The organism is Methylobacterium sp. CM6246 (assembly GCF_054818005.1).
The window spans coordinates 3,881,202-3,900,894 of the sequence record NZ_JBTXKY010000001.1; the positions used below are offsets into that span (position 1 = coordinate 3,881,202).

Here is a 19,693-nt window from a genome sequence, read left to right on the forward strand (position 1 = left end):
GTTCGTACGGAACGCGCGTCATATCCCGGATCTCGTCTTGCCGGATGGTTCGGCAAATCCGTGTGTGCCCTCTGGATACCATCTCTGGAAGCGCGGCGGCCGCGCATGCTTTAACAAAGTCATCAGTCGAGTCGTGAAAGGTGCGGGTCGCACGCGCGCTTTCGAAGACGACCTTCATGTCCCATCGCTCATCCGTGATAACCCGACCTGACGGCCTCGATCTGGATCGTCCGATCCGGGAGGGCGGCGCCCGGATGGCTCCCCTGTGGCAGGTGCTGGTCGGGGGCGATGCGGTCCGCCGCCATGCGCACCTGATCCTGGCCGCCGGCGTGGCCCTGGCCCTGCTGGGCGTCGCCGTGATGATCGATGCCCTCGCGGGGGCGGTCCATATCCCGGAGCGCTGGTTCGGCCTGCTCCTGCTGGTGGACGCCCTCGGTTCGCTCGGCGCCGGCCTGATCGCCGCGGGGGCGGCCCGGCGGCTGCGGATCTTCAAGGGCCTGTTCCTGGCCTTGGCGGCCATCCTGATCATGATGGCCTCGGCCTCGAGCTTCTTCCTGCTGGCGATGCTGTTCGGCACCGTCTTCCTGGTCGACGGCATGATCCGGATCGTCCTCGCCTACCTGCTGAAATTCCCCGAATGGCGGACCTCTGTGGCGCTCGGCGCGCTGGGCGTCGCCTTCGGCGTGTTCCACCTGCAGCCTTGGCCGACCTGGTACGTCGGCACCGTGGGCTACTGCATCGGGATGTTCCTGGTCATCAACGGCCTGCGGTTGGCCTTGGCGGGCCTGCGGACCCGGCGGACGGCCCCGGAGCCGGTGCTGGAGGGGGCGTCGGCCCTGAACTCCGACAGCTTGACCGTCTATGTCTGGACGCCGACCGGCCAGGCCACGACGCCGGCCACGCAGCGGCTGGTCCGGCGCTACGTCGCCTCCGTCGACGTGGCGGGGCGGTACTCCACCGGCCACGCCGCCCTCGAACTGGCGGGCGACCTCTATATCAGCCACTACCCCGCGGTGGAGATCGACCGCTCGCCGGCCAACCTCCGGTCGAGCCTGCGCGCCGGTCCCGAGAACGACGTCCCCGGCCGGTTCCTGCCGTCGCATCGCGCGGAGGTCGCGGATTGGTGCGAGGCCACCGTCGCGGTCACACTCAACGGCGTCGACGGCCTCCGGCTGCGGGCGTTCTGGGACGCCTATCGCGGCGACACGACCTACAACTTCATCAGCCGCAACTGTTCGACCACGGTCGCCCGCGCCCTGGATGTCGCCGTGGAGGGCGCGTTCAGCCGCGGGGGGCATCCCTGGCGGAGCCTCGCCAACGCGCTGACGAGCCCGGAATTCTGGGCCGCGGCGCTGCTGCGCAACGGTGCCCGGTCGATGACCTGGACCCCCGGTCTGGTGCTCGATTACACGCGCGCGCTCAGCGCCCTCGTCGACCCGGCCACACCGGTGACCTCCATCGCCTGGGCCAATGTGGGCCGCCGGTTCGTCCGCAACGGGCGGTTCGGGTCCCTGACCCGGTTGTTCCACCTCGCCTGGCGCCGGCGCGCATCAGGCTCGGGTCAGACCGAGGCCTGACTGAGGGCCTTCCGGGTCCCCCTGCCCTCCGGGCCGCCGATAGGGTGGCGCGCCCGGGTCAACGGGCCGTGCGGCGGGCAGCGAGATCGCGGGCGATGGCCTGCATCACCGACAATGTGTCGACCTCATCCTGCTCGGCGCCGTGGTCGCTGAGCTTCACGATCACGGTCCCAGTCTCGCGGTCGACGTAGACGTACTGGCCGTAGACGCCGATCGCCGAGATGTCGCTGTCGTCGCCCCCGGGGGCATGCCACCACTGGGCCGAATACTGCCAGCCATCGACCGCCCGGCGGGCCGGCGTCTCGATCCGGTCGATCCAGCGAGCCGGGATGATGCGGTTCTGGCCCGCCAAGCCCTGGTCGGCCACCAGAAGCCCAAGGCGGGCGAAGTCGCGGGGCGTGGCGTTGATGCAGCAGAACGCCTTCTCGATCCCGCCGGCCCGGTCGAGATTCCAGGTCGCGTCGGCCTGGGCGCCCATCGGCTTCCAGATCCGCTCGGAGAGGAGGTTCGCCAGGGGCTTGCCCTCGACCCGCGCCAGGATCAGGCCGAGCAACTCGGTGTCGATGCTGCGGTAGCGGCCCTGGCTGCCGGGCTTGAACGCCAGATGGGCGTTGTCGCGGACGAAGGCAGTGATGTCGCGCGTCAGGTACATCCCGGCGGTGCCGGTCAGCGGATGCTGCGGGTCGTAGTTCTCCGGCACGGCGATCCCGCTCGTCATGTCGAGGAGGTCGCGCACGGTGATCTGGCCGAAGACCGCGCCGTGGCGCAGTTCGGGCAGCAGGGCCGAGACCCGGTCGGTCTCCGCGAGCTTGCCGCCCGCCACCGCGGTGGCGACCAGCAGCGACACGATCGACTTCGCCACCGACCAGGACGGGAACAGCGTCGCCGGTCCTGTGCCCGGCCGCTGCCATTCGTGGATCAGGACGCCGTCCTGCACCACCAGGAAGGCGTTGGTGTGCGTCTCCGCCAGCATCGTCGCGAGCGGAACCGTCCGGCCCTTCCAGGAGACGCGCTCCAGGATCGGGCTCGGCCGGAACGCCAGGTCGCGGGCCCGTTCGGGCGCCTGCACCACCCGGCTGGGGAACCAGGGGCCGATCGCGGACGGCTCGATGACCGCCAGGGCTGCCAGCGTGACCGGATTCGGGACGTTGATCAGTGCGGTGGCGGTCCAGGCGCAGCCCGCCGCCACGCCGCCGCCGGCCGCGGCGATCAGGCCCCAGCGCATGCCCCGCTGGCGGCCCGGACGGGGGCGGGCCGAAGCTTCCGGGATCGCGGGCGACGCAGTCATGGTGGATTGGTATCGCTCTGGATCGGCACTGTCGTGGCGCCGTCGATCGGGGCCTTGGCACGGGCGGCGACCATGATGAGGAGGCGTTAACGAAGGGCCAACCCGGTCGGACGTCGAATTCGGCGCTCAGCCGCGCGTGCCTAGTGCGGAGGATTCGAAAATCTTCATCGATTCGACGGAAAAGGGCTCCCGAACGCCGGCGGCACCTTATGGGAGGAGGCTGCCGCGCACAAACTGCAACCCACCGTCCTCCCCTGATCGTCCTTGCCGATCCGAAGAACCGATTTTCACTTGAGACTGGCTCCGCGCCTGCACAAAAGGTCTTCCGCGCGATGAACCCTTTCCTGATCCTCGGGCTCGCGATCGGCGCGGAGGTCACCGCCACCCTGGCGCTGAAGGCCGCCGACGGCCTGACCAAGCCGGGCCCCACCCTGATCGTGGCGGTCGGCTACGGCACCGCCCTATGGCTGATGTCGAGCAGCATGGACATGCTGCCGATCGGGGTGGTCTACGCGATCTGGTCCGGGGTCGGCATGATCGGCGCCGCACTCGGCGGCGCGTGGCTGTACGGCGAGGCGATCAGCCCGACCATGCTAGTGGGGATCGCGATCATCGCGGTGGGCGTGGCCATCCTGGCGTCCGGGCAGGGCCAGCACTGAGCCGGATCCCCTCCGGGCCCCGGGGTCGCGCTCAGAATCGGCCGCGCTCAGAACCGGCCCGCGATGGTGAGGCGCACGGCCGTGGGCTCGGCCGGGTGGAACACGCGGTCGGTCAGGCCCTCGGCGGGCTCCCCGGGCAGGCGCGAGACGTAGGCGTAGGTGATCTGGTCGGACTTGCTGTTGGTCAGGTTCAGCACGTCGAGGGAGACGCTGACCCCGTTCTCGAAGGCGTAGCCGACCCGGCCGTTGAACAGGGCGGTCGGGCGCGAGCGGATGGAATTGTCCTCGATCAGCGGGCGCGGCCCGAAATACCGGAACCGCAGGGAGCCGAACCAGCCGAGCGGCGCGCCGAAGGTGATGCCGGCCGACGCGATGGTGGTAGGCGCCTCCGGCACCCGGGTGCCGACCGGGTCGGAATCGGAGAACCGGGCGTTGGTGATCGTCAGATCGCCCTCCAGCGACAGGAACGGCGTCAGCGCGTAGCGGTTCGTCCACTCGACGCCGAAGCGCCGGGTCGGGCGGCTCGGCTCCGTGGTGCCGGTGTCGCCCTGGAACAGGTTTTCGGACGCGAAGTCGAGCCGGAACAAGGCGAGGCTGGTCTCCAGCCCGGCGATCGAGCGGTTGCGCAGCCCGACCTCGTAGCCGGTCGAGGGCACCAGGAACGGCGCGCGGCCGATGTTGAACAGGGGGCTTGCCGGATCGACCGTGGCAGTCACCCCGCGCACGTCGTTCGAGTGGAAGCCGCCGCCGTAATTCACGTAGAACTCGGTGTCGAACCACGGTCCGAGGGTCAGGCCGAGCTTAGGATTGACGATGCCGTCGCGGGCCCGGCCCGAATTGGCCGGCGTGTCCGAGGCGACGCGGGCATCATAGCCGTCGGCGCGGAAGCCGAGGCTGGTGCGCAGCCAGTCGGTCCAGCGCACCCGGTTGTCGAAATAGAAGGCCCCGCTCGTCTCCAGCACCCGATCGTCGAGCACGCCCGAGCGGTATTGCCGGTTCGTCGTGTTGAACAGCCCGACCCGGATGCTGTCGGTCCGGGTCTGCACGCCGACCTCGTTCTCCATCGGACGCCCGAACAACGCGCCCTGGAAGATGTGCAGCGCCTCGCCGCCGCCGATGATGCGCTGGTCGAGCTGGTGGAACTGGTCGCCCGCGACGGGGTCGTTGAGGACATAAGTGAAGTCGTTGAACAGGTTGAGCTGCGAGCGGATCACGTAGGCCGAGGCCCGGGTCACGCCTGTGTCGTCGGTGCTGCTGAAGCGGCCGGACAGCGAGAGGCGGCTCGTATCCCCGCCATCCGTGGGGTTGATCGTGCCGTATCGGCCGATCAGCCCCTGAGCGACGGCCCGCTCGGGGATCTGGTTGGTGGCGGTCCAGCGGCTGGCATAGGCCATGCCCGTGACCGAGAAGCCGTCGAGCGCCGTGCCCTGGCTGTAGCGGGCGACGGTGCTGATCTTGCGCAGGGCGTCCGGGACCACCCACGGACCGTCGTAGACCTGTGCGTCGGCCGCGACCAGGAGGTTGCCGTCCCCGATCGGGGTCGAGGCGATGGTGAGCGCGCGCTTGTAGCCGAAGCTGCCGATGGCGGTGAGCGCGAGGTTTTTCTGGACGGTGTCGAGATAGTCGATCCGCACCGAGCCGGCGGAGGCGAAATCGCCGTCGCGTACGAAGTACGGCCCCTTGTGGAACTCCACCGCGCCGACGAGTTCGGGGATCAGGAAGTTGATGTCGGCATAGCCCTGCCCGTGGGCGTGGGTGCGCATGTTGAGCGGCATGCCGTCCAGGAACAGGGCGATGTCGGTACCGTGGTCGAGGTTGAAGCCGCGCAGGAAGAACTGGTTGGCCTTCCCCTCCCCGCTATGCTGGGTGACGATCAGGCCCGGCACCGCCTCCAGCACCTCGCCGGGACGCGTCACCGGCCGGCTGTTGAGCTGGGCGCCCGTGATCACCCCCGCGCTGGCGGAAGCCACGGGCAGGAGCGGGCCGCCGATGCCGGTCACGCCGCTGACATAGCCCGCACTCGCGGCGGCACCGCCCCGCGGGGCCCCGGAAGGCTCTGCGGTGACCGAGATCTCGTCGAGCGTCGCCTCGGTGTCCTGGCTCGGCCGGGATCCGTCCCGGGCGGAGGCCGCCGGGGGCAGCAGCGCCAGGGCCGTCAGCACGGCCAGTTTCGAGAGCGTCAAGCGCGGCACAGGACGGGACACGGGACCTCGGGCGACGGCAGTGGCACGTCACCGCGAACGAGGCCGCGCCGACCGCGCTCGCGCGGGCGTCCCGGCACCCGCCAGGACACCCCGCCCAGCGCGTTTCGCGTGTGACCACGACTGACGGCAGGTCTCCTGGCTCACGGGTCGCCGCCCTCTCGTCGTCTTCCCGGGCGAGGCGGCCCAGTGACGTGGTGACGAGAAGGCTCACCGCTTACAGTTGCGGGGGCAGCCGCGGATTCGGGGAAGACCCCTCACCGCGTTCCCTTTTGATCCCCGAAGGGAACCGTCCCGGCCACCTTCGAGCCAAGGCTTGGGTCCCGTCAACGTCCCGGCACCGGTTGGCGGCGTGTGTGTCTATCGGATGACACCGGGCCCTCGGCCGGCTCTCGTTCCAGCCGAACGAGGCCGCCGACCGGGGGACTCGTCCCTCCGATCCCGGACGGCTCCGGGCGATGCTACGCTAATGGTATCGCGAAGCTTTTCCGCCCGGACCTGCGGCTCCCGCTGCGGCTCCGGTCCGTCCCGCGAGGGGCCGCGTTCCAGGGCTGTCCGTGGTCCGCCAGCGCGGGCCGACCGGCGTTCGGGGCGATCCACGCATGCCGGCCCGCCACATCCTCGCCGCGAACGTGCACACAAGCTTGGCGCGTACAACGATCGAGAGTGGCGACGCCGGGCAGGGCGATCGCCCTGCCCCGAGGCCGGAGGACGGAGCGCTGATGCATGCAGGGTAGCGAGAGGATCAAGACCGTTTCGGGGCTGGTCGCGCTGGCGCTCGCCGGCGGCCTCGGTGCGTGCAACACCGCGTCACCCCTGACCACAGGATCGATCCCCGGCCGCAAGCCGTCGATGGTGGTCACCGACGCCGAGCGCGACTGCCTCGGCCGGGCCATGTATTTCGAATCGAACCGCAGCGACGAATCCGGTCTGCTGGCCGTCGGCACCGTGGTCATGAACCGGATGGAGGCCGCGATCTTCCCGGGCGGCATCTGTGCGGTGGTCGGGCAGCCCGGGCAGTTCGCCCCCGGCGTCCTGACCAAGCCGATGCAGGACCGCGACCTCCAAAAGGTGGCGGATGCCGCCGACGCGGTGCTGGCGGGCGAGCGTCACCCGAAGGTCGGGAAGGCGATGTATTTCCACACGGCCGGCCACCACTTCCCGTACACGAACATGCACTACGTGGCCGTAGCCGGCGGCAATGCCTTCTACGAGAAGCGCAACTCCCGCGCCGCCAAGGCGGAAACGCCGGCGCCCGCCGCCCTGCCCCCGACGGTGTCGAGCTACGCGGCCGGCCCGGCTGCGCCGACGCGTTAGCGCTGCGCACAACGATCCGAACGGCCTTGCCGGATCCGGATCGCGCTTCCGGCGCGGGTCCCTCCCCTTGCCGCAAGCCTGCGCCCCGGCACCACCCGCTCGCAGCGCGTGTCCATCCCGCTGCGAGCGTGGCCGCCCGCGACCACGCGGGCCGGCGGAAGCCGCCGCAAGCCATACATCGGGACGCGGCTCCCGACAGGGACGCGGATCGACCGGCATAGAACGAGGCGGTGCTGTCGATCGCACCATCTTGACCGGTCATGGCAGATGAAGTGACATCGCGCGCGGCGGTAAATCTGTTGATTGGCTCCGTGACCCGCGGAGGCGAGATTTACATCGACGGGCGACGCCTTAGCTTGTCGGTTAGAACTACCCACGAATCACGGATCTGCCGCCGATGATTGCCCACAGGGTAGCGCTCGCTGGTGCGGTCCTCATTCTGAGCATCGCACCGGCAGCCTCTCAGTTGCGCCGCCCGATGACCTGTACGGAGGACGTCTCGGTGGGGCTCGACGCGGCCCCCGGCCCCGAGGGTGCAAAGCCTCAGCCGCACCGGGCGCGGACCTTCTCGTTGGTCTCCGGCGGCGGCTTGCTGACCGTCCTCTCCGCCGGGCGGTCCGACTATTACGAATGTCAGGTGGCGTCGCCGCGCTTGAATGAACGGACCCCGCGCAACGCGATCAAGTGCCAGAACGGCGTATATTTTCTTCTGATCGACCTAAACAAGCTGAACTTCGTCGAGGCGCAGCTCAATCCGGAGGATCGCGGCGAGATCAAGATGAGCTACGGAAGCTGCAAGATCCTCTGACTGCGCTCAATCCATCCGGATCAGGATGTAGGCCGAGACCGCGATGACCGCGATGGTCACCGCGAACAGCAGAAGCGTCCTGGCGAACGCGCCGTCGGGCGGGTCTGGTGCGTCGTTCATCATGCTCTCCCAGCCCCGGAAGGATGGTGGCGTTTGCCGTCTTGCTCAACGTATGAGCGGCCAATAGGCAGCATCCGCATAGAGTGGTCGGTAATCTGCGCTGTTGGCACTGAAGAAACCGTTCCTCGTCTGCATCTCTCGCCGCCTAGCCGGAAGGGACGTGGCATGCCTCGAGGGGATCGGCGCCGGCCACCGTGATCGAGCGTGCCCGCGGCCGCCCCCGGTCGAAGGGTGCATCACCGGTAGAACTGCGTCGCCGCCGGGGTCCATTGCCTGAATCCGGTCGCGACCATGTTGGCGACCACCCGGCAGATATACTGTTTCTGCGCCGCATTGTTGTTCGGCCCGGCATGGTAGCGCGCCACCGCCATCGTCCAGCTGCCCTCTCGCTTCTTGAACTCTTGGAGGAATTGGGTGGCGTACTGGACGTTCGCGAGCCGGTCGATCATGGCCTCGACCGAGCCGAGCTTGCCGCCGTGATAGAGGTGGTTGATCTGCATGCAGCCGAGGTCGATCGGGCGGATGCCCTTGCTGCGCGCTTCCGTGAAGCGAGCGATCACGTCCCGCGGCCCCGTTCCGAAATAGGCGGTTCCGGCGAAGCTCATGGCGTAGGGTTGAAGGGAGCCGCGCTTGCTGATCCTCGGTCAGGCCGACGGCGTAGAGCACGCCCAGCGGCACGCAGTAGCGGGCGGAGGCGCGCGCCATCTCGGCCTCGCAGACATTCGCCACTGCCGTGACAACGCTAGAGATAAATGCCGCTCTCACGAAGACGTACCACTTCATCCGTCCGTTCCCTTTTGCGTCTGTTGCCCGCTTGGCGCTGCTCGTCCTGCTGCTGTCTGGTGCCCTCGTTGCCCGCGCGGGCCCCGTCGTTGAACGATGGCGACGCGTGAAATTGTGAGCCGTCCGACGCGGTCGATGCCTCGGCTGAACGCGCCTGCCCGACGATGCCCCCGGCTTGGTAGCTGCCGTGGCTCAGGAGGTCGGTATGGATCGCCGTATGCTCGCGCAGCAGCGTGGCGGTCTCCGACTGCGAGGCGCGCGGATGGGTTAAAAACTGGCCATTGGAGAGCTGCACCTCCAGGGTGACGACCCCGAGATCGTCCGGCCGAAGCCGGATCTTGAGGACGCGCAGCGGCCCGTCCGGGACGCCGCCAGCCGTCGGATCGGCATGGGTCCGGCCTTGCACGGCGGCCGCGGTCGCGCTCTCGAGCTTCTCCCGGATGGCCGTCGCGATCATCGGCAGGGTTCGGCGGGCAAGCTCGTGGCGGTCCCGCTTCCGTCGCGCGATCCGGCCGACACTGCGGCATCCTCCGCATGCTCGCCGATGGAGGCGAGAACGGCCCGCTCGATCCAGGAGATCACCTGGCTTTGCGCAGGTGCGACGCCCATCGGCTTCTGGGGGGCGGCCGTGTCGAATGCCGTGGTCGTGCCGCGGATCCGGCTTCGACTGGACCAGCGGCTGAAGCTTCAGCGCCGCTGCGGCATTCAGGGCCAGCAGCGCGGACAGGGCGCCTGCAGGATCGAGAATCGTTGACATCAGGGCCGGGCGGCTTCGCACTCGCAGGCTCGGGCGCGGGCGCGCCACCCGCGACGTTGGGCTTGAAACGAACCGCACGGCCCAGCACCGCGACGCTCGCCCCGGCGCCGCGAAGGACCTTCGCGACGTCAGGCGGATCTCGCTTTGGTGGCCGCCGAGGTGATTCGTAGGAAGGATTGCCGGCTGGCAGTCGGGCGCTTCGCGGCGTTCGTAGGCGTCGCCGAGACCACGGTGCGCAACGCGATCTGCGAGGCCCGGAAGCTCGAGCTGCTGACCGTCGAGGAGCGTCAGATCACCGGCTTCCGCAGCGAGACCAAAATCGTGCGGATCGTCTCGCCCGAATGGACCGCCCGGCCACGGCTGGCCCAAAGGGAGAATGCCGCCGAGTCTCCCCCGTCCGGAGAGAAGGTCATCACCACCCTGCTTTTCGGGGGGAGAGGGTGCAAGTCCGCAAAGCGTATGTCCGCTGAGGCTGCAGATCTGTGAAAGACGAGGCCAGCGGGACCAAAACAGGGGCTGCCGACAACCGGCTGTCGACCTCGACCAATCAGGCCAACCGAGAATGCGCGCGCGTGGTGGAACAGGCCGAGCCATGCGGTGAGGATCTGCAGCCGTTCGGCGAGACGGACGAGAAAACAGGATTGAGAACGAAACAGTTCTCGCAGTCGACCCGTTGAGGACGCCATGACCTGCATCGCGCTCCTTATCGAAGCCCCTCAGGGGGTACGGTTCCTCGTCGCCGCCACACCGCGGGAGGCTGCGCTGAAGGCCGAGTCCGTTATTGCCGCCATCCCGCAAACCCAGTTGCCCGTTCCAGCTTGGGTTGCGGGAGCTAGCTCTGGCACGGCCGATCGCCTGATGAACTACCTGGCCGACGTGCAGATGGAGCGCTTGCTGGAGGGGGCCCTCTGAGACCATCTCAGGATTTGCTAAAGCGTCGCCTCTTCCGTCTGTGCGCCTGAGGCGTTCGCGACACCGCAAAGCGTGCGGCGGCCAAGCTCGTGACGACAGGCGCTCTCCGGGCCAGTTCCCCACAGGGCGCCCGTGAAGCCTCGGCCGGGCAGTCGCGGGAGGGTCGGCGCGGCGGGGGAACTGGACACCGCAAGCGCCGGCACACGGCCCGGATCTCTGATCGTCGGAGGCAATCCGCAGGGATCTCAACGAGTACTGGTGACCCGACACAGAACTCCAGCCTCTGCTCCTACCTCGAACCCATTCAAATCCCACGGCAGGATTGATCTTGTTGTTGCGCCGCAAAGGCGAAATTTCGTCAAAAAACACAATTTAAAATTGTTTTATTATGGGACTACTGTGCGCGTCTCATGCATATCCGTAATGCAGCTTAACCTCCCAGATTGGTTCTGCCACATTCGCGACATGATCCGCGGCGTTAACCAGCATTAGCCTGCTGAGGCGACCGCCAATATTTTTTAATATGCTCAACTATCGACAGAATGTTGGCCGTAATAGTTCGTTAACTTACCGATGATTTATCATTCGTTCCGTCTCTACTGTGAAGCATAGCCATGTCGCATACCGCAATTTACCAAGAGATCGAGCATGTTTTTGCATTGCGGCATAAGCTCGACATCACGCATTTTGGTGTGGATGTTGAGAAGGTCCCAAGCCCGGTGATCGAAGCGACCGAGGCTGTTCTGCCGGATACGCCGTTCGTGGCGCGTGGGCTTCGGCTGGATTGGGCGGCCAAGCGCGGGCTCGACATCGGGGTGGCGGCGACCGCGCTGTTCCTGCTGCTGCCGCTGATGCTGCTGATCGCCGTGCTGGTCTGGGCCGGCGACCGCAAGGCGCCGATCTTCCGGCACATGCGGCTCGGCCGGGACGGACGCAGCTTCGGCTGCCTGAAGTTCCGCTCGATGGTCACGGACGGCGAGGGCGTGCTGGCCGCGCACCTGGCCGCCAGCCCGAGCGCCCGTGCCGAGTGGGCCGCCACGCACAAGCTCTCCGACGATCCGCGCATCACCGCCATCGGCCAGGTGCTGCGCAAGACCTCGCTCGACGAGCTGCCGCAGCTGTGGAACGTCCTGCGCGGCGAGATGAGCCTGGTCGGCCCGCGCCCGATCGTGCAGGCCGAGGTCGCCCGCTACGGCCGGGCGTTCGCGACCTGCTTTGCCGTGCCGCCGGGCGTCACCGGGCTGTGGCAGGTCTCGGGCCGCTCCGACACCAGCTACGCCGAGCGCGTGGCGCTCGACCTGGACTACGCCAGCCGCTGGAGCCTGCGCCGGGACATCGCGATCATGCTGCGCACCGTCCCGGCCGTGCTCGCCCAGCGCGGCAGCAAGTAGCGTGGCCGTGCCGCCGAGGGACCACGCCATGCAGGACGACAACCCGCTCTGGTGCGATTACGCTGAACCCGACGAGGCACCCTGTCGAACGCTGCTCGTTTTAGCTGGCTTGGTGTCCATCGCGATGAACATCATCGCGGCTACGATCCGGGTATGCCGGATGTCCGACCAGCTGTGGCCCTTGAAACCAACTCAGTTGGCTCAAACTCGAAGGGTGCGGGTAGAGCCGCTTTAAGCCGCGTGGTAGCTGTCGCAAACCTGCGTGGCCTTAAACGACGCCCTTGCCCACGTCGTCCCGCGAAGTCGGCGCAGCTTCACATATGCGCCAGAATTCGACAAAGCCTACGACGTAGGCGGTGAGGACAACGGCGGCCCAATGCATCATCAGGTTTTTTAACACGGACGACCCATATTTGTGCAGCCAAAACCTTAACAAATTACAACATTTTGAAGTTGTGTCAGACCCTATGCGCCGGCTGTGAGGTCCTGCGTCACGTCCACTTAAAGAAAGCGGATTGTCAGGCGTGGGGACAACCGAACGGATCGCCTAACGCCTGCCGCCGGAACAGTGTGGGCCTCCTAAGCCGCCTCTGGTGCTCCAGTTCCAGCCTATGATGGCACGCGACAGCGCGGGCAGAAGGCCAGAGGTTGGGCGATGACGTGAGCGCGTTTATCCCCATCGCACGCGAGAATGCCGACCTGTGGTAGCAGCTCGCGATCGCCCAGGACATGCTGATGGAAACCGCGATCGACGCCGGTAGCATGCATGCGCTGATCAAGGCGGTTCAGGGCGAGCGCGATGCCTGGCGGAATGAAATCCTGGTGATTGCCGACGGCCCGACGTCCATCTCAGTCCGGGGTGCGCAGAAGAGGATCGGCGGCTCTGTTGAGATGGCGAAGGCTGTCGGGACGTAGACCAAGGATATCCATGACGCGTTCTCGGGCGCTGACATCGAAAACCTGTCTGCCGTTCTCGAGCTCGGTGATCACCCCGGGCTCAACCCGGGCGAGCGTTGCCAAGGTCTCTATCGAGTAGGCGCCGCGTAGGCGGGCGGCTTGGACCTGCGCAGCTAGGGTCGCATCGAGGGATGCAGGCTTTTTATCTGGATCGATCATGGGCCTTCGGTACGTGCAGGCTCGGACCGAAGTTTCTGCTCGGCGAGTTTTTTTGAGTGGTGGCTACACAGCTCCAAGCGCCCGAGGGCGGGGTTCGCCAAGCTCGGTCAGGCCGAGAAAAAGGGCGAGCCGCATCAATTCGGCGAGCGAAGATGAGCAGTCGCTGCCGTTCTCGACCGTTGCGATGAGCTCAGGTGTGAGGTGAACCAAGCGGGCTGCATTGTCCAAAGACATGCACATCCGGCTCCGTGCCGAGCCGGCGTGTGTCGCGAGATTGCGCAGCACGATTTCCCGTTGATCTTTGGTCTCGGCCATGAAGAATGTTGATCTCGTGAGGCACTGACGCCATCGCAAGATCGTTACTACGATGGGCGAACCATTCCAATAATAAAAATTACATCTAAGCCGAGTTTTAAGTCGGCTGCTCCTGATGCGCTGGACCACTGTTGTGGTGGCTCTTTCAAGCGTAGGGCCCACCGAATAAGAGCGTGGGACAAAACCCATTCGGGCGGGTTGGGAGGGCATGGATGCTCTTGTACCCGACGACCTCTGGGCGGTGGTCGAGCCGCTTCGTCCGCCTAAGCCCGAGAAGCCGAAAGGTGGCCGGCCGCACGTCTCGGATCGGGCGGCGCTGTCCGGCATCATCCTGGTTTTGCGGACCGGCATGCAGAGGACGCACCTGCCGCGTTCCGAAGTGGGCTGCAGCGGCAAGACGAGTTGGCGGCGGCTGGGCGCGTGGCAGGCGGCGGGCGTCTGGGCCGCCTTGCATCGCGTGATGCTGGAGCAGCTTCAGGATGCCGATGTGCTCGATTGGTCACGGGCTGCCCTCGACAGCGCGAGCCTGCCAGCGAAAAAGGGGCTCTGCGACGGGCTCGAACCCGACGGACCGGGGCAAGCCGGGCACGAAGCGCCACCTCGTCGTGGACGCCAACGGCACGCCGCTCGGCCTGATACTCACCGGGGCCAACTGCCACGACAGCCGCATGCTGGCTGCCACGCTCGACGCGGTGCCGGGCGTGCGCACCGGCCGGCGTGGTCGCCCGCGGCGCAGGCCCGACAAGCTGCACGCTGACAAGGGCTACGATCATCGCCGGTGTCGGCGCGAGTGCCGGGCTCGTAGCATCACGCCGCGGATCGCCCGCCGTGGCATCGAGAGCCGCGAGCACCTGGGAGGCTACCGCTGGATCGTGGAGCGCATCCTGGCTTGGCTGGCCCGCTTCCGCCGACTGACCATCCGCTGCCAGCGACGCCTCAACCTCCACCTCGCCCTCACGACACTCGCCTGCGCCCTCATCTGCCGAACTCAGGCCAAACGGTTTTGTCCCTAACTCTTAATTAAAAGTTTCAGATCGCGACGGCACCGCAGGGGCGAGTACCGCGAGCAACTCGCACGCCGTCTAGTGCTCTGACGCCGGCAAAACGCACACAAGGCAGTATGATCTTTCAAGCGATGGCAGTTAGTTCGCGGGAAAGCACGTGGTGCGTTCGTTGGCGTCTGTGCACTAGATGCTGGAGAGATGACGCTGGCGCAGTTCGAGCAAGAGAAGGAGCTCGCCTTGCCGCGCCTCAAGGCTCAGCGCGGTCGAGCCTAACCAGCGACAGTCTCTTCCAGGCCTGCTATAGGACCGCCTCCTTCCGTCAGTGTGACCAAGATGTTCGCGACACCGCAATGCACGCGGCGGGCAAGCATGTGACGACAGGCGCTCTCCGGGCCAGTTCCCTGTAGGCTGCCTGTGAGGCCTTGGCCGGGCAGTCGCATGAGGGTCGGTGCGGCGGGGGGAACTGAACACTGCAGGCACCGGCTCATGGCCAGGATCCCCTCAGCATCAGCGGCGTTGTTCGCCGTCATACCCACTCAGGCGAGCGCGATAGCGCTTCCTATCGAATACGGCAGCGCGGCACGCTCATGTCATCCACTGTCCTGCGTCTTGGGCTGCCTCTCATGCTTCTGCTGCCCAGCTTGGCGAAGGCCGAAACGATCCCTCTGAACGTGCCGATCCTGATGCATGGGTCGATCGGCGACGATGCCTGTCCGGAGATGGGGCGTGTGATCGAACTCGGAGCCGAGCCGGAGAGCTTCGTGGCGGTGCAGAGCGGGCCCGGAGAAGCTCCGTTTCGCGAGATCGGCCGCCTGCACGACGGCGACATGGTCGTGGTCTGCGAGAAGCTCGGCCCGTGGCTGGGCGTCGTCTACGGCTCCGCGCTGCTCGGATGCCGGACCACGATCCTCACGCCGATCGAGCAGAGTTACACCGGCCCCTGCGAGCACGGCTGGGTTCTGGCGCGCTACATCAGCCTCAGCAAAGATCGAAACTAGCGTCGTTTGCCCAGGCAATAAGCACCGCGACAGCTATTAACCATCGCGTAATGTTCGTTAATAACTCGTTGACGTGATACCGCTGTTTGTGAGGAAATACGTAGGCGGGTTGGTGCCCGCCACGTCTTTCGAGGTAATCATGGTTCGGGTCTCGGCGCTCAGGCTCACGCGTCGCCTGGGTACGCGCTCGCTGGCAAGCCTCGCAGCCCCACCCTTGGCCCTCCTCGCCGGTACGTGCTCCGCCAGCGCTCACGTAAAATGGTTCTGTGCCTACGACGTCGCCGGGCAGCCGCGTGGCCTTGAGCAGGTGCTGTGCGCTGACTTCGAGTGGCTCGCCGGTCTGGCCATCCTGTGCCTGATGTTCGGGTGCCTGACCGAGGGTACGCCGCTGGGCGGTGCCCTGCTCAACGCGCTGGATCGTGTGACCACCCGGATCCGCACCGACACCGAACTTCTGGTCCGCGCCACGCTGGGCTTCTTCTTCGTCTCGCTCTGGGAACTCGGCGGCATCATCCTCACCCCGGAGCTCAAGACCGACGTCGCCTGGATCCCGTGGTTCCAGCTCGCGCTGGCCGCCGGCCTGATCTGGCGGCGGACCATGCCGCTCACCGGCCTGGGCATCGTCTTCCTGTTCAGCTTCGCCACCGCGCAGTACGGCGTGTTCCACCTCGCCGACTATCCGGTGTTTCTCGGGGTGGCGGTCTACCTGATCTTCCAAGGCCTCAACCTGAAGCCCTTCGGCCTGCGTTCGCTCGACATCGTGCGCTGGGCCGCTGCCGTCACGCTGATGTGGGCCTCGGTCGAGAAATGGGCCTACCCGCAGTGGACCGATCCGCTGCTCGCCGCCAAGCCGCAGATGACCATGGGTGCGACGCCTGAGCTGTTCATGCAGGCGGCCGGTGTCATCGAGTTCACCCTGGCCTTCGCGCTGATCTGGACACCGCTGGTGCGACGCGCTGCGGCGATCATCCTGGCGGCGATTTTCGTCTCGGCGGTGTTCGAGTTCGGCAAGGTCGACGCGATCGGGCATTCCGGGATCATCGTCGTGCTGCTCGGCATTGCCGCCGACGACGTGCGCACCGCGGTGCGGGTCCGCGACATCACGTGGGCGCCGGCGTACTACGGCGGTGCGCTCGCGACCTTCCTGGCGCTGTACTACGTCGGCCACGAAGCCCTGTACGAAGGCCTCACCGGCCTACCGGTGATCTGAGGCCGCCTGATAGATGGAGCTCGGTGGCGGCCATCCTACTGGACGTGGAGGGTAAGCTTCATCTTCGGGTGGATACCGCACTCGATCACGAAGTCGCCGGGCTCCTTCAGCGTCAGCGTGGCCTGCTTGCCCGGCTCCTGATCGCCGGCGTCGAACGCGAACCGATCGGCCTCGATGAAGGCATGATGGATCGCGCCGTCGTCCCCGTTGACCAGGACGATGGTGTCACCTCGGCGGAGGAACAGGTCGGTGGGGGCGTATTGCCGACCCTTCTGCAGCACGACGCGGACGACGTTGGCAAGATCGGCTTGGGCCGGTCCGAGCGCGAGTAACCCTGCTATGAGCGCGATAGGCGTGCCGACGAGAAACCCGCGACCAAGATTGCGTATCGGCACGGCTACAACCCAAGTAAATAATTTCGCGAAACAAGCCTAGCACTAAGGGGCTGGGCGTCGCCTAACAGAGATCAGTATAGCCTTCTAAAAGTTCGGTGTGCCTTGCCCAAAATTGGAGAAGCAAGTGCTATTTGTGTGCTGATCGCAATCAATTGTTAGGTATGATCAATCTCAGATTGATATTCTAGGAGTAGGGACCACCGAACAGGTCGCCCACCGCCTTCCGCCGGAACGGTATTCTCCGACAGCGCCTTTGATGCTCCGGCCGGTCGTTGCTCATGTGTCAGCGCTGGCAGAAGGCCGCGAGGTTGGCGTCCGCGCTGTTGGCCGTGTCGTGATCCCGGTGAGCTGCTGCCAGGACGACATGGGTCCGGCGAGTGCGGCCGAGGATATCAGCACCCGACCTGACCCGGATCCGGCGGCCCCATCCATCGCGCCAGCGGCTGGCCTCAGCGTCCCACCGACGCCCATCGCCCAGATCTTTAGACCATCTGTCCGTGCGATCGCCCGCAACTCTCACACCGACCCTGCGCCCGACCGATGCGGATCGCCATCGACAACTCGCGCCAGTCGATCGGGTAAAAAAGCGGTGCTCGGGCCGGATCAGCATGGCGTGGCATGGAGACTGGACGGAGGTGCCGCCTTCCAATGAGCCTCACCCTCCAAGCCGTGACTTGCGGGCCACAGTTCGCGGAGAGCGACGCTGCATGATGCAACCAAATTGGAGGCCAGTAATTGTGGCGCGCTGTGCTGTACATTGTGAAGTACTTCGTTAGCGCAGCGCTGCTTCATAAACGGTTTACTATGCCGTCTTGCCCCGTCGGCGACAGGTGTGTCCGTAAAACTACAGCTATTTGGCTCATGGGCCGGTAGCCTTACCGTCAGATAGAAATCCCGGACCCAACACGATGACCAAGCTTCTCGCCTCCCTGGCCGCCTTCACCGCCCTGACCGGCGCCGCTGCCGCCGCCGACCTGCCGCGTCGCGCCGCCCCGCCGCCCGTGTTCACCCCGGTGCCGGTGTTCACCTGGACCGGCTTCTACGCGGGTTTCAACGCCGGCTACGCCTTCGACGCCAGCAGCCGCTCGAACAACTCCACCTTCGGCGTCCCGGCCCCGTTCGCCGTTCCCGGCACCACCGCCACCTTCCGCAACCGCAGCCAGGACGGCTTCTCCGGCGGCGCGCAGATCGGCTACAACGTCCAATTCACCCCGGGTTCGGGCGTGGTCGTCGGCATCGAGGCCGACGCCCAGTACCTCGACTTCGGCCGTAGCCGGAACAACGCCTTCGTGAACGGCGCCGTCGCCCCGGGCTACTACGTCACCGACCCGCGCGGCCTGTCGAGCCTCGACTACTTCGGCACCGTGCGCGGCCGCCTCGGCTACGCCTTCGACCGCACCCTCGTGTACGGCACCGGCGGCTTCGCCTACGGCTCGGGCAGCGCCGACCGCTCGTTCGGCGGCTACGCCGGCAACGACAGCTTCCGCACCGGCTACGCCGTCGGCGGCGGTGTCGAGTTCGCCCTCCCCACCGAGTCGTTCCTGAACTTCTTCCGCTCCTCGGCCGTGACGTTCAAGATCGAAGGTCTGTACGTCAACCTGGAGCGCGGCAACCGCAACCAGGGCGCCCTGGTCGTCAACGCCGCCAACCTCGTCCCGGTGGCCTACAGCGCCATCGGTCGCCGCGACGACGAGTTCGCCGTCGTCCGCGCCGGCCTGAACTACAAGTTCGGCTCGTACTAGTATCGGATCGCGCTGCTCCCGGCCTCAACGCCGGGAGATGCGGCCGGCGGGCGAGAGGTGTTGGTCCTCCTCCTCGCTCCCCGCCGCGGAAGGTGCCGACAACTCGTTGGCCTCCGGATCCCCAGCCCGATCAATCTGGCCGTGAGGTCGGCAACACCCTGGGAGCACCCGCTCCTGGGGTGTTTTTTCGTGTCGGGATCTAATCCAGTCGCAGGTCATCATGACCTTGTCGCAACTCGCCAGGCTGTCAGGAGGCAATCTGTGCCGGGCATTCTGGGCGTGGCGTGACGGTAGATGCCACGGTCCGCTAAAAGGAGATGGCCGAGTTCGAGGTCGAATTGGGTATCTAGGCATGAGCCACTTCAGACCCCTAGCATCTCGCTTGCACGAAGTGCTTGGGTAGGCTCAGTGCATGCGCATAGACACCAGTGCGAAAGCTCAGCCAATCAGTGTGGCGGCTAAAATTATTCGGTTGGTCCAGTTGACGGTCGTCTCCATCGGATTTGCGGCGGTCGTCGCGCTGAGATCTCGATTCATGCCCAAGCTTTCGGGTCCGACATGTTCTGGATCGCCAGCACTGTAAGAGACAAAACGGTGTCTGTTGACCCCGTCGGCCTGTGTGGGGAGCGGCCCGTTCACAAGTTGATGCAACAAATATTGCTACCGGCTAACGTCAGACGTTCGAGGCGCCATAGGTTCTGACGAGACGAACAAACTCACGAACCAGAACAAGGTCATCGCCGCGATCGCCGCCGCTGTCCCGAACAAGGGACTGACAACCAAGGCGGCGAGCATGCCGTGCTTCAACATCAGGGTCATTGCGATCAGCCAGCCTAGGCTGCCGGCGATAGCCACCCGGATGATGCAGCATTCTGATGCCTGCATCACAGCTTCTCCGAATTTAATTCAATCCAAAGTTGCATTTCGACCTTGGCCTTTCAATGGGCCAGACTGCCGAGCGCGAGCTCTCGTTGCGTGTCCGGGTCGAGATGTGGTCGGGCAGCCAGATAGATGGCTGTTGGCGGTGATCCGCCATCACGCCAACGCGCCGCCCCCAAAAAGACGAGCCAGGACAAGATCACCCCCAAGGCTGCGCGCTC

At 66.1% G+C, this 19,693-nt stretch carries 21 protein-coding genes, 2 pseudogenes and 1 riboswitch; of the genes and pseudogenes, 14 read left to right on the forward strand and 9 right to left on the reverse strand.

What is annotated here, in order from left to right:
* The first annotated feature begins 254 nt into the window (after positions 1-254).
* Positions 255-1,577 (forward strand): HdeD family acid-resistance protein, encoded by a 1,323-nt coding sequence (locus tag ACYQPG_RS18875; RefSeq protein WP_246692636.1) that lies wholly within the window; start codon positions 255-257, stop codon positions 1,575-1,577.
* Positions 1,578-1,635: 58 nt separating this feature from the next.
* Here ACYQPG_RS18875 and ACYQPG_RS18880 read toward each other — a convergent pair whose 3' ends face one another.
* Positions 1,636-2,865, reverse strand: a complete 1,230-nt coding sequence (locus ACYQPG_RS18880; RefSeq protein WP_461231463.1) for a serine hydrolase domain-containing protein — start codon at positions 2,863-2,865, stop codon at positions 1,636-1,638.
* Between the two features lie 332 nt (positions 2,866-3,197).
* On the opposite strand from ACYQPG_RS18880, the gene ACYQPG_RS18885 reads away from it, so the two are divergent.
* On the forward strand, positions 3,198-3,524 hold the full coding sequence (locus ACYQPG_RS18885; protein WP_147909534.1) for a DMT family transporter: 327 nt from the start codon (positions 3,198-3,200) through the stop codon (positions 3,522-3,524).
* A 47-nt stretch (positions 3,525-3,571) separates the two neighbouring features.
* On the opposite strand, the gene ACYQPG_RS18890 is transcribed toward ACYQPG_RS18885, so the two are convergent.
* Positions 3,572-5,596 (reverse strand): TonB-dependent receptor, encoded by a 2,025-nt coding sequence (locus ACYQPG_RS18890; RefSeq protein WP_461232478.1) that lies wholly within the window; start codon positions 5,594-5,596, stop codon positions 3,572-3,574.
* 240 nt (positions 5,597-5,836) lie between these two features.
* Positions 5,837-6,034: riboswitch (cobalamin riboswitch) on the reverse strand.
* Positions 6,035-6,451: 417 nt separating this feature from the next.
* Here ACYQPG_RS18890 and ACYQPG_RS18895 point away from each other — a divergent pair.
* Both ACYQPG_RS18895 and ACYQPG_RS18900 read left to right on the forward strand, forming a co-directional pair.
* Complete coding sequence (locus tag ACYQPG_RS18895; protein WP_147909533.1) at positions 6,452-7,042, forward strand: cell wall hydrolase; 591 nt, start codon at positions 6,452-6,454, stop codon at positions 7,040-7,042.
* A gap of 502 nt (positions 7,043-7,544) precedes the next feature.
* Positions 7,545-7,850 carry a hypothetical protein gene (locus ACYQPG_RS18900; RefSeq protein WP_246692318.1) on the forward strand — a complete coding sequence of 102 codons (306 nt, stop codon included), beginning with the start codon at positions 7,545-7,547 and terminating at the stop codon, positions 7,848-7,850.
* A 356-nt stretch (positions 7,851-8,206) separates the two neighbouring features.
* Here the strand turns inward: ACYQPG_RS18900 and ACYQPG_RS18905 are convergent.
* Positions 8,207-8,753, reverse strand: a pseudogene (locus ACYQPG_RS18905) (transglycosylase SLT domain-containing protein).
* A complete protein-coding gene (locus tag ACYQPG_RS18910) occupies positions 8,713-9,210 on the reverse strand; it encodes a hypothetical protein (RefSeq protein WP_461231464.1) in 498 nt (165 codons plus the stop codon). The pseudogene ACYQPG_RS18905 and the gene ACYQPG_RS18910 overlap by 41 nt, the downstream one beginning before the upstream one ends.
* An 87-nt stretch (positions 9,211-9,297) precedes the next feature.
* Between ACYQPG_RS18910 and ACYQPG_RS18915 the strand changes: the two genes are divergently transcribed.
* The 6 genes from ACYQPG_RS18915 to ACYQPG_RS18940 all read left to right on the forward strand — a co-directional run bounded on the left by ACYQPG_RS18915 (position 9,298) and on the right by ACYQPG_RS18940 (position 12,728).
* Complete coding sequence (locus tag ACYQPG_RS18915) at positions 9,298-9,507, forward strand: hypothetical protein (protein ID WP_147909530.1); 210 nt, start codon at positions 9,298-9,300, stop codon at positions 9,505-9,507.
* Between the two features lie 150 nt (positions 9,508-9,657).
* Positions 9,658-9,996: a hypothetical protein gene (locus ACYQPG_RS18920; protein ID WP_246692319.1), complete on the forward strand. Its 339-nt coding sequence runs from the start codon at positions 9,658-9,660 to the stop codon at positions 9,994-9,996.
* Entirely contained in the window at positions 9,993-10,187 is a 195-nt protein-coding gene (locus ACYQPG_RS18925) for a hypothetical protein (protein WP_147909529.1), read from the forward strand. The genes ACYQPG_RS18920 and ACYQPG_RS18925 overlap by 4 nt, the downstream gene beginning before the upstream one ends.
* 7 nt (positions 10,188-10,194) lie before the next feature.
* Positions 10,195-10,422, forward strand: coding sequence for a hypothetical protein (locus tag ACYQPG_RS18930; protein WP_147909528.1), 228 nt, complete (start codon positions 10,195-10,197; stop codon positions 10,420-10,422).
* A gap of 719 nt (positions 10,423-11,141) precedes the next feature.
* The gene (locus tag ACYQPG_RS18935; protein WP_187278360.1) at positions 11,142-11,813 is read left to right on the forward strand and encodes a sugar transferase; all 672 of its coding nucleotides are present in this window, start codon (positions 11,142-11,144) and stop codon (positions 11,811-11,813) included.
* Between the two features lie 735 nt (positions 11,814-12,548).
* On the forward strand, positions 12,549-12,728 hold the full coding sequence (locus ACYQPG_RS18940) for a hypothetical protein (protein ID WP_187193754.1): 180 nt from the start codon (positions 12,549-12,551) through the stop codon (positions 12,726-12,728).
* Here ACYQPG_RS18940 and ACYQPG_RS18945 read toward each other — a convergent pair.
* Positions 12,663-12,929: a helix-turn-helix domain-containing protein gene (locus tag ACYQPG_RS18945; RefSeq protein ID WP_147942010.1), complete on the reverse strand. Its 267-nt coding sequence runs from the start codon at positions 12,927-12,929 to the stop codon at positions 12,663-12,665. The two genes, ACYQPG_RS18940 and ACYQPG_RS18945, sit on opposite strands and share 66 nt — an antisense overlap.
* A 63-nt stretch (positions 12,930-12,992) precedes the next feature.
* Positions 12,993-13,244: a hypothetical protein gene (locus ACYQPG_RS18950; protein WP_147942009.1), complete on the reverse strand. Its 252-nt coding sequence runs from the start codon at positions 13,242-13,244 to the stop codon at positions 12,993-12,995.
* Between the two features lie 208 nt (positions 13,245-13,452).
* Between ACYQPG_RS18950 and ACYQPG_RS18955 the strand changes: the two genes are divergently transcribed.
* The 3 genes from ACYQPG_RS18955 to ACYQPG_RS18965 all read left to right on the forward strand — a co-directional run bounded on the left by ACYQPG_RS18955 (position 13,453) and on the right by ACYQPG_RS18965 (position 16,456).
* Positions 13,453-14,257, forward strand: a protein-coding gene (locus tag ACYQPG_RS18955) for an IS5 family transposase (protein WP_461231465.1) whose coding sequence is annotated in 2 segments (ribosomal slippage) — positions 13,453-13,781 and positions 13,780-14,257 — 807 coding nt in all. Because the reading frame shifts where the segments join, the coding sequence is not laid out codon by codon here.
* Positions 14,258-14,871: 614 nt separating this feature from the next.
* Positions 14,872-15,246, forward strand: coding sequence for an integron (locus ACYQPG_RS18960; protein WP_461231466.1), 375 nt, complete (start codon positions 14,872-14,874; stop codon positions 15,244-15,246).
* Positions 15,247-15,385: 139 nt separating this feature from the next.
* On the forward strand, positions 15,386-16,456 hold the full coding sequence (locus ACYQPG_RS18965) for a hypothetical protein (RefSeq protein WP_461231467.1): 1,071 nt from the start codon (positions 15,386-15,388) through the stop codon (positions 16,454-16,456).
* 35 nt (positions 16,457-16,491) lie between these two features.
* Here the strand turns inward: ACYQPG_RS18965 and ACYQPG_RS18970 are convergent, their stop codons facing one another.
* Complete coding sequence (locus ACYQPG_RS18970) at positions 16,492-16,851, reverse strand: cupredoxin domain-containing protein (protein WP_246692999.1); 360 nt, start codon at positions 16,849-16,851, stop codon at positions 16,492-16,494.
* Between the two features lie 184 nt (positions 16,852-17,035).
* Positions 17,036-17,461: pseudogene (locus ACYQPG_RS18975) on the reverse strand (hypothetical protein).
* Positions 17,462-17,759: 298 nt separating this feature from the next.
* Between ACYQPG_RS18975 and ACYQPG_RS18980 the strand changes: the two are divergent.
* Positions 17,760-18,593, forward strand: coding sequence for an outer membrane protein (locus ACYQPG_RS18980; RefSeq protein WP_147957816.1), 834 nt, complete (start codon positions 17,760-17,762; stop codon positions 18,591-18,593).
* Between the two features lie 660 nt (positions 18,594-19,253).
* Here ACYQPG_RS18980 and ACYQPG_RS18985 read toward each other — a convergent pair.
* Positions 19,254-19,478, reverse strand: a complete 225-nt coding sequence (locus ACYQPG_RS18985) for a hypothetical protein (RefSeq protein ID WP_147940989.1) — start codon at positions 19,476-19,478, stop codon at positions 19,254-19,256.
* Positions 19,479-19,693 lie beyond the last annotated feature (215 nt).